Raw genomic sequence first — 11,723 nt, 5'->3', positions numbered from 1 at the left:
ACTGATGTTGAGTATAAGCCTTGTCAAGACCCGGAGATGGGTAATTTCGTCCCAGCGATCGCGCGCTCCGCCAGCACCGCGCGGCGGAAACGGAAAAGCTTTGCCGGCCGTCCTCCGGTCTCCTGGCTCGTCTCGCCGGTGTCCTCGACAAGCTCCTGCTGCTCGATCAAGCGACGAAAGTTCGGTTTATGCACGAGTTTTCCAGCCAGCGCCTCAACGCAGCGTTGCAATTGGAGCAGCGTGAACGTGTCCGGCATCAGCTCGAACACCACCGGGCGATATTTGATCTTGGCCCGGAGTCGCGCGATCCCGGTCGCCAGGATCCGGCGGTGGTCCAGGATCATGGGATCGCCCGGCATGGTGTCGGCCGCCGGAGCGGACGAATGATCGCCTCGCAGGGCTTCCGGGATCAGTCGCGCCTCGTAGAGCAACTCGTAACGTTGCAGGACCAGTTCTTCGTTCCAGACGTGGCCGTCGAAACCGAACAGCATCGCCGCTCGTTGCCGGCGATCACTCCGCGCCGCCCGGTCAGGCGCCGCTGCGGTCCAGGCGGCAAGGCCGGCGCGCAGCGTCTTCTCCATGGGCGGAGCGCCGAGGCGATGATCCTCCCAGGGAAAATAGTCGTACCAGCTTTTCCAGCTTGCCCCATATTGGCCAGACTCGGCCTGCTCGCGGGTAAGACCGAGGTAACTGATCGAGATGACGCGCTGGTCGGCGGCCCCGATGCGATCCCGATCCGCGAAGGTGTAGAGCTGCTCGACGTAACCCAGCGGCAGCCGCGTCTGGCGCTCGACCCAGGCGCGCAGCCCCGATTGCAGCGACCGATGCGCCAGTTCGAACGGACCCGACGGCAGCGCATGCTGATCCTGGATCGTCAGGACGCGTGGGTCGCCGGAATTGACGGCCACCAATAGCGCAATCAGGTCCGCTGCGATTCCCTGTTTGGATGCAGGAGGCGCCGAACGCATGTGCGTCCTGGGTCGGATATTGCCGAGCGGATCAGTCATTGAAGGTCGGGCGCCGAGGTCGGGGTATATCGGGTTGCGGACATCGGAAGAGACTCGTGTCTCATATGGGCAGTATTCGGCGCAATATTCAACCGGACGTTCCTGGCCTGTGAACCCCCGGGCGGAGATATCGCGCCGCGTCGTCGGCGTTGCGTTGGAGGTGACGGCGAGATAGTCATGCGGTCAGGATCATCCTCTATTTTGCGGCCAGCCATGATACGTCACATCGTTTTGTTCACCGCGAAAGACAAGTGCGACATCGACAAGATGATCGACGGTCTGTCGCTTCTCATGGCGATCCCGCACGCGCGCCGGCTCGAGGTCACCCGCAACCGGAAGACCGACCAGCTCGGAAACGATATCGATGTCGTCGTTTACGGCGAGTTCGACAGCGAGGCGGAACTTGCCGCGTACAAGGCGCATGATCTGTACCATGAATCGACAAAGCGGGTGCGGCCGCTTCGGGACTTGCGGTTCGCCGCGGACTACGACGTCAAGTCGGAGTAGCTCGCAGCACGGGCTCGGTGCTTCGGGGCCGGCCGGGAGACGTCGTGATGCACGAGATCTATACCGCGGATCTGAAGGCGCTCGCGGATCGCGGCCGTCTGCGTTCGCTGCGCGGTCGCTCGGGCATCGATTTCGCCTCCAACGACTATCTTGGTTTGGCTGACTCCGCGGAGCTGCGACAGGCCGCTGTCGATGCGCTGGGGCGCGGAGTGCCGGTCGGGGCCGGCGGGTCGCGGCTGTTGCGCGGCAATCATCCTGAACACGAGGCGCTGGAGCGCGAAGCGGCGGCCTATTTCGGCGCCGAATCGGCGCTCTATTTCGGCGCCGGCTATGTCGCCAACTTCGCGATCTTCTCGACGTTGCCGCAGCGTGGCGATCTCGTCGTGCATGACGAGTTGATCCATGCCAGCGTCCATGAAGGCGTTCGCCGCGGTCGCGCCGAAGCGGTCGGCGTCGCGCATAACGATATCGACGCGTTTGACGCCGCGATCTCGAAATGGCGTGCGGATGGCGGCAAGGGCCGGCCATGGTTGGCGGTCGAAAGTCTCTACAGCATGGACGGCGACAGTCCGAACCTTGCTGAGCTGTTTGCCGTCGCCGATCGCCACGATGCGATGGTCGTGATCGACGAGGCGCACGCAACCGGTGTGCTGGGTCCGCAGGGGCGGGGACTTGCCGCGCCGTTCGAAGGACGCCACAACGTCATCACGCTGCACACTTGCGGCAAGGCGCTCGGCACGTCCGGAGGCTTCATTCTCGCGCCGAAGATCCTCCGGGACTTTCTGGTCAATCGTGCGCGCCCGTTCATTTTTGCCACCGCGCCGTCGCCCCTGACCGCCGCCGTGACGCGGGCGGCGCTCGCGATCTCCCGCGACAATCCCGAGCGTCGGGGGCGCCTCGCCTCCTTGGTGGGGTTTGCGGGAAACGAGTTGCGCCGTCGTTGCAAGATCGAACCGTCCGGCTCGCAGATCCTCCCGGTGATCGTCGGCTCCGATCCGGCTGCGGTCGCGCTGGCGGCGTCATTGCAGCGCAGGGGTTTCGATGTTCGGGCGATCCGCCCGCCGACCGTTCCTGAAGGCACCGCGCGGCTGCGCATTGCGCTGACGCTCCACGTCGATGAGGCGATCGTCACGAATCTGTTCGCTGCCTTGGCGGAAGACCTGCGAGCGGCTGCGTGAGTACGCGCATCATTGTCACGGGTACGGATACCGGCATCGGCAAGACTGTTTTCTCGGCGGCGCTTGCCGGGGCGCTGGACGGATTTTACTGGAAGCCGATTCAGGCGGGGCTGGACGAGGAAACCGACTCGCAAACCGTGATGAAATTGTCGGGGCTTTCCGCCGATCGCGTGCTGCGTGAGGCGTATCGACTGCGGACGCCGGCGTCGCCGCACTTCGCTGCCGAGATTGACAGCGTAACGATCGACCACCAGAACCTCAAGATTCCGGAGAAAGACCGTCCGCTGGTCGTCGAAGGCGCCGGCGGTTTGCTGGTACCCCTGACGCGCGACGTCACCTATCTCGATCTGATGACGCGCTGGCGCGTCCCGGTGGTGCTCTGCGCCCGCACCACGCTCGGCACCATCAACCACAGCCTGCTGTCGATCGAGGCGCTGCGCGCGCGAGGTGTCGCGATGCTCGGCATCGCTTTCATCGGTGAAGAGAACATCGAATCCGAACGGATCATTGTCGAGATGGGCAAGGTGCGACGTCTCGGCCGGCTGCCGCGCGTTGTGCCATTGACCAGCGATACGCTGCGCGAGGCTTTTGCCGGCGCGTTCGACATCGACGATTTTATGAAGGAGCCGGCCTGATGACGCCGGCATCTCCGGTCTGGCACCCGTTCACCCAGCATGCAGTGCAGCCCGACGCGATAGCGATCGCAAGGGGCGAGGGCGCATGGCTCGAGACCGCCGACGGCCAGCGCATCTTCGATGCGATTTCGTCGTGGTGGGTGGTGACGCACGGCCATCGTCATCCTCGGATCGTGCGGGCGATCAAGGATCAGGCCGAGCGTCTCGATCAGGTGATCTTCGCCGGTTTCACCCACGAACCGGCTGAACGACTTGCGCGCCTGCTTGTCGCCATGACACCGCCGAGGCTCGACCACGTCTTCTTTTCCGACAGCGGCTCGACCTCGGTCGAAGTCGCGCTAAAGATGGCGCTCGGCTTCTGGCGGAATCAGGGCGAGAAACGCTGCCGCATCCTGGCTCTGGAAGGCGCCTATCACGGCGACACCATTGGCGGCATGTCGGTCGGCGAGCGAGGTGTTTTCAACGCGCCGTATGACCCGCTGCTGTTCGACGTGGAGCGCATTCCCTTTCCCGCGGCGGGCCGCGAACAGGCGACGCTGGATGCGATCACGGCCGCGTGCCGAAACGCCGGCGTCGCGGCGTTGATCGTCGAACCGTTGATCCTCGGCGCCGGCGGCATGCTGATCTATCCGCCCTGGGTGCTCACGGAAATGAAACGGATCTGCGAGGCCCATGGCGTCTTGTTGATCGCCGACGAGGTGATGACCGGGTGGGGCCGCACGGGAACGCGGTTCGCCTGCGAACAGGCCAACGTGACGCCCGATATCGCCTGCTACTCCAAGGGCCTCACCGGGGGTTCATTGCCACTGGCGGTGACGCTGTGCCGTGCGGCCATTTTCGATGCGCATTATTCAACGGATCGCAGCAAGACCTTCTTCCACTCAAGTTCCTACACAGCGAACCCGATCGCCTGCGCGGCTGCTTGCGCGAACCTGGAGATCTGGCAAGACGAACCGGTGATGGAGCGTATTGCGACCGTCGCGCACGCGCATACACGCGGTCTCGATCGCTTTCGCGGGGATCGGCGCTTCGCCAACGTCCGTCAGATCGGAAGCATCGCCGCGCTTGATGTCGTCACGGACGATGCCGGCTATCTGGCCGGGATCGGGCCGCGCCTTTACGACGATTTTCTTCGCCGGGGACTGCTGGTCCGGCCGCTCGGCAACACGATCTACCTGATGCCGCCCTACTGCAGCACGCCGCAGGAGCTTAAGCGCGTCTTTGACGCGATCGGCGAGATCGTCGACGGGATCAGTTAGGCGTTGTCGCGATCAGAAGATCGACCATCCGTGGCTTCCCGCCACCGCGCCGAAGACGGTCACCAGACTGAGCCCGAGCAGGATCCAGTGCGCCCGGTGCAGCCTTGCAAAAGCGGCTTCCGGCCGCTCGGTTGCGAACCGATGGAAGTAACGATGCAAGATGAAGGGCTCGCCGATGAAGAGCACGAAGGCGAACAACAGCCAAAGTCCCACCATGGCGTCCATCCACCAGAACGACAGCATCCTGAACCGATCCCAAAGATCGAGCTTCCACGTCATGTAGAAACCGCTCAGGCCAACGATGATGACTGAGGTGCGGGCTTGCCAGATGAAACGGCGCTCGATCGCTTCGAACGCCTTCAGCCGGTTCTGCCCGAGGTCGCCGCGCCGGATCGCCGGCAGCGCCACCGTCGTCGCCATCGAGACGCCGCCGATCCAGACGATCACGGCAAGGACATGGAGCGCACGCGCGACGACGATATCTTCCATGAAGCACCTGCATGCCTTGGCTGTTTGTATTTCCAAGTATAGGGCAGCGCCAATCGATGGGATTGCGCAAACGCAATTCACTATGATTTTCGGCAAGCCGGGATTACTCTCCCACGGATGAGCAAGGCTCCCCCTTTGTCTCGTCAGACTCTTTCAAACCTCGAGCTGTTTCGAGGTTTGCCGACGGCAGCGCTGGACGACGTCCTCGCCTCCGCCACGACGCGTTCCTTTGCCCGCGATTTTCGTGTGTTCAACCAGGGCGAAACGCGCGTGCGCGCGCATGTTCTCCTCAATGGCTGGATCAGGATTTCCCAATCCGGCAGCGACGGAGCACAGATCGTCGTGCGCTTTATCGGCCCCGGCGATATTTTCGGCGCGATCTCCCTGTTCACGGATCGACGCTATCCGGCCGATGCCGATACGTTGACGGAGGCAACCGAGGTCAGCTGGAGCGACAGAGCCTTGCTCGATCTGATGAACAACCATCCCCAGATCGCCATCAACGCCGTCCGCATCGTTGGCCAGCGGCTTCAGGAGGCGCAGCACCGGGTTCGCGAACTTGCCACCCAGCGCGCCGAGCGGCGCGTGGCTCATGCGTTATTGCGACTGCTGCGCCAGGTCGGCACCATGACGTCCCGAGGCATCGTCATCCGCTTTCCGCTTCGGCGAAGGGATGTCGCCGATATCGCCGGAACGACGCTTTATTCCGCGAGCCGCATCCTGAGCGCCTGGGAAAGAGCGGGCTGGCTGAAGACGCTCGACCGGCGCATTGCGGTCGAAAGTCTCTCGGAGCTGATGCGGATTGCCGAGGACGAGAGCGGAAGCGACATCACGCCACTCCCCTGAACAATCGAGGATGTTGTTGCGCCGGCCTGGCGCCGCATGGTCTGCGGACCTTGCCGCCGGCTTCGACGGTTGTGACTCGAAGAAGGTTTGGCCGCACCGGCAGACGTCTGATTTTCCGGAGGAAATGCCATTCTCTTCGACGAAAGTGACATTGACAGACATGTGACGAAGGGGACTTGTAGTGACGGTACCCTGGTCGGCGCCGGTTAACGAGCGCGCGAGCTTGTCTGTCAGATTCGGCGATGAGTTGAGCCTGCACACAACATTTTTGGGAGGAGCATGCCCGATGAAGAAGAATTTTGAGCAGGAATTGAATGCGGCGGTATCGCGCCGCTCCCTGTTGCAGGGCGGCGCGGCCCTGATCGGCGGCGTGATGCTGCCGGGCGGACTGATTGTGCCGGCCTTCGCCGATGACAAGCCGCCGATCGGCACCTGGCCGGCGGGCTCGTCCGGTTCGTCGGTGTCCATCGGCGTTGCGGTGCCGCGCACCGGCACCTACGCCGTGCAGGGTGAGGACGAACTCAAGGGCTGGGAGCTCGCGGTCGAGCATCTCAATTCCGGCCACGAGTTGATGAAGAAGCTGTCGCCGAAAACCAAGAAGGGCGTGCTCGGCAAGGAAGTGAAGCTGGTGGTCGCCGATTCCGGCGCCAAGCCGAACGAAGCCGTGCAGGCGGAGCAGCGCTTCATCACCGAGAACAAGGTTGTGCTGATGACCGGCTCGACCTCGAGCGCGGTTGCCGTCGCTCTCAACAAGCTGGCGCAGCGCGAGCACGTGCTCTACGTCGCCGGGATCTCCGGCTCCAACGACACCACCGGCAAGGATTGCGTGCGCTACGGATTCCGGCAGGGCTTCTACGGCCAGACGGCGGCCGCCGCCATCGCGCCGGTGCTGATCAAGCAGTTCGGCAAGAATAAAAAAGTCGCCTACATGACGCCGGACTACACCTACGGTCACACCGTGACCAAGTCGATGCAGGACATGACCAAGGATGCCGGCTGGACCACCGTGACCAACCAGGTCTCGCCGCTTGGTGCGCCGGACTATTCGTCCTACCTGCTCAACGTCGCCAACTCGGGCGCGGACCTTCTGATCAACGTCAACTGGGGCCATGATGCCGTGCTGTCGATCCAGCAGGCCAAGCAGTTCGGTGTGCTCGACAAGATGAAGCTCGTGGTTCCCTACCAGGTGCCGTTCCTGGCGCGCGAAGTCGGCGGCGGTCTGATGGCCGGCGTCTATGCCGCGACCGACTATTGGTGGACGGTCGAGGACAAGTATCCGCTGGCCAAGATGTTCAACGAATCGTTTAACAAGAAATACGGCTACAATCCGGAGTGGGGCGCGGAAAACGCCTATGTCAGCTTCGCGCACTGGGCGCGCATGGTCGAGGAGGCCGGCACCTTCTATCCGCCTGATGTCATCAAGACCTGGGAGAAGGGCGAAACCATTCCCTCCCTTCTCGGCGACGTCCACTACCGGGCGGAAGACCATCAGTGCGTTCGCCCCGTCATCATCGTCAAGGGCAAGGATCCCAAGGCGATGAAGAACAAGGAAGACTACTACGACATCGTCGAGATCGTCCCGGGCGAGGGCATCATCCAGAAGCCGGACGCCTTCGGCTGCAAGCTCGGCGACTACACCTGATCGAAGACAGACGACGGCGCCGCGGATGGTCACGCACCGCCCGCGGCGCCGGTTTCGCATCCCTGATGCGTCTCCGTGAATAGTTCCTTTCCAACCGTTTTTGGCGACAGCGCCGCATGATCAACTGGCCAAATTTCGTCTCGCAACTTTTCAACGGGCTGGCGCTCGGCGCCTTGCTGGCGCTGATCAGTTCGGGTCTGACCATCATCTACGGGACGCTCGGCGTGCTGAACCTCGCGCACGGCGCCATGTTCATGCTCGGCGGCTATGCCGGTTATGTCGCGTACACCTATACCGACTCGTTTATTGTCGCCGTTATCGGAGGGTCGCTCTTCGTCATGATCCTCGGTATCGTGATGGAGCGGGTGATCATCCGGCATTTCTATAACCGACCCCATGAGGATCAGCTTCTGGTGACGTTCGGTCTCGGTATCTGTTTCGTCGAAATCGTCCGGTTCATTTTTTCAAGCCAGTCGCTGGTCGTGCCCCCGCCGCCGCTGCTCCAGGGCATCACCTCGCTCGGATTCATGTTCTATCCGACCTATCGCCTGGCGGTCGTCGGCATCGTCGCCGTCGCGCTGGCCGCCCTGTTCATCGTGCTCTATCGCACGCGGCTGGGTATGATCGTGCGGGCCGGCATTGAAGATTCCGTCATGGTGGATTCGCTCGGGATCAACGTCTACCGGGTGTTCATGATCGTGTTCGGGATCGGCGCGATGGCGGCTGGCTTCGCCGGCATCATCAATGCGCCGGTGGTGTCGCTGACGCCCGGCATCGGCGACGACATCCTGGTCCAGACATTCGTGGTGGTGGTGATTGGCGGCGTCGGATCGTTTCCAGGCGCCATTCTGGGCGGGCTGATCGCCGGCGAGATCATCAGCATCACCTCGATGATCAATCCCGGTTATGCCTACGTCATGCTGTTTGTCGCCATGACGCTCGTGCTGGTGTTGCGCCCCCATGGCCTGCTCGGCGCCCAAGGACGCGATTGACCGCGATGTTGAAGCAACGTCGTTTTCTGATTGAAATCCTGACGGCGATCGGACTGATCGCCGCGCCGTTCGTGCTGCCGCATCTCGGCTTCGCGCCCAACACGGTGAACCGCATCCTGGTTTGGGGCCTGTTCGGCCTCGGCTTCGACATCCTGTTCGGGTTTACCGGCCTGCTGTCGTTCGGGCAGTCGGCATTCTACGGCACCGGCGGCTTCGTGGCGGCCTACCTGCTGACCCGGGCCGGATTCCCGAATGTCTTTCTTGCGCTGGTGATCGGCATGATCGCGGCTGCCGTGACCGGCTATTTCATCGGCCTGATCGCGCTGCGCAGGACCGGTATCTATTTCGCCATGATCACGGTGGCGATCGCGGAAGTCTTCTACTTCGTCGAGTTCAATCCGTTGGCGGAATGGACCGGCGGCGAGAACGGATTGCCCGGCGTTCCGACACCGAGCTTCAATCTCGGCTTCACCACGCTCCATTTCACCACCGGCTGGTCGCTCTACCAGTTTCTGGCGGCGTGTTATTTCGTCGGGGTGGTGATTGCGCTGCGGATCGTGCGCTCGCCGGTCGGCGCGATCTTCTCCGCGATCCGCGACAATCCGCTGCGCGCCACCGCGGTCGGCCACAATATTCACGGATATAAGCTGACCGCGTTCGTCATCGCCGCCGCCTATGCCGGTTTTGCCGGCGGGCTGCTCGGCGTGATGCAGGCGTTCATGCCGCCGGACGCGTTCATGTTCGAGACGTCCGGTCAACTTATCATGCAGACCGCGATCGGTGGTCCCGGAACGCTGTTCGGCCCGCTGGTCGGCGCTGCGGTCTGGCTGTTTCTGCAGGATTTCCTGCAGTCGGCTCTTGGTCTTGGGGCTGCGTGGAAACTGGTGCTCGGCGCCGTGTTCGTGTTGCTCGTCTGCTTCCTGCGGCGAGGCATCATCGGCGGCCTCGTCGATCTTTACCACTTTGCCTTCGGTAAGCGCGGTCATCGGGAACCGGCTGCAACGTCAGCGAAGGCTTTGACCGCCGAGGAAGAACAAGCGATTGCGGAGGCTACCGTCGCAAAGCAGCCGGATCCGCCGCCGATGGCCCCGCTGAATCGAGCGGGCGACGGTTATGCCGGTCCGATCCTGCAGGCGACCGGGCTGACCAAGCGTTACGGCGGTCTCCTGGCCAATAGCGATATCGATTTCACCGTCAACCATGGCGAACTGCGCGGCATCATCGGCCCCAACGGTGCCGGCAAGTCGACGTTTTTCAAGATGCTGACCTGCGAGGTCAAGCCGACATCGGGCAAGATCGTGTTCGAGGGGCTCGATATCACCGGCATGAACGTCACCGACGTCTGCCAACTCGGCCTGACCAAGAGCTATCAGGTCAATCAGTTGTTTTCGGGATTGACCGTGCGCGAGAACCTGACCATCGCGGCGCTCTCGGAACTGCGCGGCAAGTTCCGCCTCGACATGTTCCGCAGCCTTCAAAGCATTCCGGGTTTGTCGGAGCAGGTCGAGCGCACGCTGGAACTCGTCAATCTGACCTCGCGGCCGGACACGCCGGTGTCCGAGCTTGCCTACGGCGAAAAGCGAAGGCTGGAAATCGGGCTGGCGCTGGCGACCTCGCCGAGCCTGCTGCTGCTCGACGAGCCGCTCGCCGGCATGAGCCCGCGCGAGCGCGTGGAAACGGTCAAATTGCTGAAGTCTATCAGCAAGGGCCGTACCATGATCATCATCGACCACGACATGGATTCCTTGTTCGAACTCGTCGAGCGCGTCACGGTGCTGCAGGAAGGCCGGGTGCTGGTCGAGGGAACGCCGGACGAGATCAAGAACAACGCCGTGGTCCAGGAAGCCTATCTCGGGGGCGTGCACGGAGTGCTCGACGCATGAGCCTGCTCGAGGTCAAGGGTCTGAACAGCTATTACGGGGATTCCCATATCCTCTTCGACGTCTCGATGCGTGTCGAGCGCAACGAGGTCGTGGCGCTGCTGGGGCGCAACGGCGCCGGCAAGAGCACCACGCTGAAGAGCCTGATGGGCGTGATCACGCCGCGCAGCGGCAGCGTGATCTTCGACGGCACAGATGTCGCGGGCCGCAAGAGCCACAAGATCGCGCAGGCCGGAATGCAGCTCGTACATGAGGAGCGCCGTATCTTCGGCAGCCTCAGCGTCGAGGAAAACATCGTGCTCGCGGGACTGACGGCCTCCAAACGCTGGCCGCTCGGTCGCATCTACGAGATGTTCCCGCGGCTGAAGGAGCGGCGGAATAACCGTGGCAACGAGTTGTCCGGCGGTGAGCAGCAGATGCTGGCGATTGCGCGCGCGCTGATCCGCGACCCCAAGATCGTCCTGCTCGACGAGCCGTTCGAGGGGCTCGCGCCGGTGATCGTGAAAGATCTGATGAAAGCCTGCCGCGACCTGGCCGCCGCCGGCCAGACCATCGTGCTGGTGGAGCAGAACCTTGCGGCGACGCTCGCGCTCGCCCAGCGCATCTATATCATCAACAACGGCCATATCGTGCATGAGGGGCCGGCCCGCGAGCTCAAGGCGCAGCCCGACATCCTGCAACGCTATCTCGGCGTGTAGGGCATTTTCAATTTTGATGGAAATGCTTCTCCCGTGGGGAGAGGGTTGGGGTGAGGGCGTACGGACTCTCGATACTGAAATCGCCGAACAGCGGATTCCGTGCAAATATGAACCGCTCCGAGGCGGCAGGATCGGGAAGCTAGTTGCGTCAGCCGCCGAGCGCAGCGATCAGCCGGGCCGCGTGATCCTCCAACACCTTGACGTCCTCTTTCCGGCTCTGGGGCGGCAGCAATTGGACGCCCGACTTCATCGGCATGACGTGCATATGCAGATGAAACACCACCTGTCCGCTGGCGGCTTCGCTGAACTGCTGGACGATGATGCCGTCCGCATCGAAGGCCTTCATGGCGGCGATCGCGATGGTCTTCGCGGTTCGCGCGACTTCGGCGAAATCGTCCGGTGAAATGTCGAGGATTCCGCGGGCAGGGGCCTTCGGGATCACCAGAGTGTGGCCCGGCACGCGCGGCATGATGTCGAGAAAGGCGAATGTGCGCGCGTTTTCGTAGACCTTGAAGCACGGTATCTCGCCGCGCAGGATTTTCGCGAAAATATTCTGATCGTCGTAGACCGGCACTTCCACCATCCTCTCC

The 11,723-nt window shown here is 62.8% G+C and carries 12 protein-coding genes; 9 read left to right on the top strand and 3 right to left on the bottom strand.

Annotation, left to right across the window (positions count from 1 at the left end):
• Positions 1 to 23: 23 nt before the first annotated feature.
• A complete protein-coding gene (locus ACS3WA_RS13240) occupies positions 24 to 968 on the bottom strand; it encodes an NUDIX hydrolase (RefSeq protein ID WP_438278985.1) in 945 nt (314 codons plus the stop codon).
• Between the two features lie 252 nt (positions 969 to 1,220).
• On the opposite strand from ACS3WA_RS13240, the gene ACS3WA_RS13235 reads away from it, so the two are divergent.
• Genes ACS3WA_RS13235 through ACS3WA_RS13220 form a run of 4 tightly spaced genes read left to right on the top strand, consistent with a single transcriptional unit; the run spans position 1,221 to position 4,586 of the window.
• Positions 1,221 to 1,514 carry a Dabb family protein gene (locus ACS3WA_RS13235; RefSeq protein ID WP_438278984.1) on the top strand — a complete coding sequence of 98 codons (294 nt, stop codon included), beginning with the start codon at positions 1,221 to 1,223 and terminating at the stop codon, positions 1,512 to 1,514.
• A gap of 47 nt (positions 1,515 to 1,561) precedes the next feature.
• Positions 1,562 to 2,692: an 8-amino-7-oxononanoate synthase gene (locus ACS3WA_RS13230; RefSeq protein WP_438278983.1), complete on the top strand. Its 1,131-nt coding sequence runs from the start codon at positions 1,562 to 1,564 to the stop codon at positions 2,690 to 2,692.
• Complete coding sequence (bioD, locus tag ACS3WA_RS13225; RefSeq protein WP_438278982.1) at positions 2,689 to 3,327, top strand: dethiobiotin synthase; 639 nt, start codon at positions 2,689 to 2,691, stop codon at positions 3,325 to 3,327. Before ACS3WA_RS13230 ends, bioD begins: the two co-directional genes overlap by 4 nt.
• A complete protein-coding gene (locus ACS3WA_RS13220) occupies positions 3,327 to 4,586 on the top strand; it encodes an adenosylmethionine--8-amino-7-oxononanoate transaminase (RefSeq protein WP_438278981.1) in 1,260 nt (419 codons plus the stop codon). The genes bioD and ACS3WA_RS13220 overlap by 1 nt, the downstream gene beginning before the upstream one ends.
• Positions 4,587 to 4,598: 12 nt before the next feature.
• On the opposite strand, the gene ACS3WA_RS13215 is transcribed toward ACS3WA_RS13220, so the two are convergent.
• On the bottom strand, positions 4,599 to 5,075 hold the full coding sequence (locus ACS3WA_RS13215; protein ID WP_438278980.1) for a hypothetical protein: 477 nt from the start codon (positions 5,073 to 5,075) through the stop codon (positions 4,599 to 4,601).
• A gap of 117 nt (positions 5,076 to 5,192) precedes the next feature.
• Between ACS3WA_RS13215 and ACS3WA_RS13210 the strand changes: the two genes are divergently transcribed.
• The 5 genes from ACS3WA_RS13210 to ACS3WA_RS13190 all read left to right on the top strand — a co-directional run bounded on the left by ACS3WA_RS13210 (position 5,193) and on the right by ACS3WA_RS13190 (position 11,133).
• Complete coding sequence (locus ACS3WA_RS13210) at positions 5,193 to 5,921, top strand: Crp/Fnr family transcriptional regulator (protein ID WP_438278979.1); 729 nt, start codon at positions 5,193 to 5,195, stop codon at positions 5,919 to 5,921.
• 286 nt (positions 5,922 to 6,207) lie between these two features.
• Entirely contained in the window at positions 6,208 to 7,563 is a 1,356-nt protein-coding gene (locus ACS3WA_RS13205) for an ABC transporter substrate-binding protein (protein ID WP_438278978.1), read from the top strand.
• Between the two features lie 116 nt (positions 7,564 to 7,679).
• The gene (locus tag ACS3WA_RS13200) at positions 7,680 to 8,555 is read left to right on the top strand and encodes a branched-chain amino acid ABC transporter permease (protein WP_438278977.1); all 876 of its coding nucleotides are present in this window, start codon (positions 7,680 to 7,682) and stop codon (positions 8,553 to 8,555) included.
• Between the two features lie 5 nt (positions 8,556 to 8,560).
• Positions 8,561 to 10,438, top strand: a complete 1,878-nt coding sequence (locus ACS3WA_RS13195) for a branched-chain amino acid ABC transporter ATP-binding protein/permease (RefSeq protein WP_438278976.1) — start codon at positions 8,561 to 8,563, stop codon at positions 10,436 to 10,438.
• Positions 10,435 to 11,133, top strand: coding sequence for an ABC transporter ATP-binding protein (locus ACS3WA_RS13190; RefSeq protein WP_438278975.1), 699 nt, complete (start codon positions 10,435 to 10,437; stop codon positions 11,131 to 11,133). The genes ACS3WA_RS13195 and ACS3WA_RS13190 overlap by 4 nt, the downstream gene beginning before the upstream one ends.
• 148 nt (positions 11,134 to 11,281) lie before the next feature.
• On the opposite strand, the gene ACS3WA_RS13185 is transcribed toward ACS3WA_RS13190, so the two are convergent.
• A complete protein-coding gene (locus ACS3WA_RS13185) occupies positions 11,282 to 11,716 on the bottom strand; it encodes an HIT family protein (protein WP_438278974.1) in 435 nt (144 codons plus the stop codon).
• Positions 11,717 to 11,723 lie beyond the last annotated feature (7 nt).

Origin of the sequence: Nitrobacter sp., from assembly GCF_051535235.1 — a bacterium.
GTDB lineage: Bacteria > Pseudomonadota > Alphaproteobacteria > Rhizobiales > Xanthobacteraceae > Nitrobacter.
Note: the sequence above shows the minus strand (reverse complement) of the source record. Positions and strands in the feature narration are given on the sequence as shown.

What these genes read in the sequence shown, in the direction of transcription:
- ACS3WA_RS13240 (WP_438278985.1), bottom strand. Translation starts at nt 968, where the DNA reads ATGCGTTCGGCGCCTCCTGCATCCAAACAGGGAATCGCAGCGGACCTG.
- ACS3WA_RS13235 (WP_438278984.1), top strand. Translation starts at nt 1,221, where the DNA reads ATGATACGTCACATCGTTTTGTTCACCGCGAAAGACAAGTGCGACATC.
- ACS3WA_RS13230 (WP_438278983.1), top strand. Translation starts at nt 1,562, where the DNA reads ATGCACGAGATCTATACCGCGGATCTGAAGGCGCTCGCGGATCGCGGC.
- ACS3WA_RS13220 (WP_438278981.1), top strand. Translation starts at nt 3,327, where the DNA reads ATGACGCCGGCATCTCCGGTCTGGCACCCGTTCACCCAGCATGCAGTG.
- ACS3WA_RS13215 (WP_438278980.1), bottom strand. Translation starts at nt 5,075, where the DNA reads ATGGAAGATATCGTCGTCGCGCGTGCGCTCCATGTCCTTGCCGTGATC.
- ACS3WA_RS13210 (WP_438278979.1), top strand. Translation starts at nt 5,193, where the DNA reads ATGAGCAAGGCTCCCCCTTTGTCTCGTCAGACTCTTTCAAACCTCGAG.
- ACS3WA_RS13205 (WP_438278978.1), top strand. Translation starts at nt 6,208, where the DNA reads ATGAAGAAGAATTTTGAGCAGGAATTGAATGCGGCGGTATCGCGCCGC.
- ACS3WA_RS13200 (WP_438278977.1), top strand. Translation starts at nt 7,680, where the DNA reads ATGATCAACTGGCCAAATTTCGTCTCGCAACTTTTCAACGGGCTGGCG.
- ACS3WA_RS13195 (WP_438278976.1), top strand. Translation starts at nt 8,561, where the DNA reads ATGTTGAAGCAACGTCGTTTTCTGATTGAAATCCTGACGGCGATCGGA.
- ACS3WA_RS13190 (WP_438278975.1), top strand. Translation starts at nt 10,435, where the DNA reads ATGAGCCTGCTCGAGGTCAAGGGTCTGAACAGCTATTACGGGGATTCC.
- ACS3WA_RS13185 (WP_438278974.1), bottom strand. Translation starts at nt 11,716, where the DNA reads ATGGTGGAAGTGCCGGTCTACGACGATCAGAATATTTTCGCGAAAATC.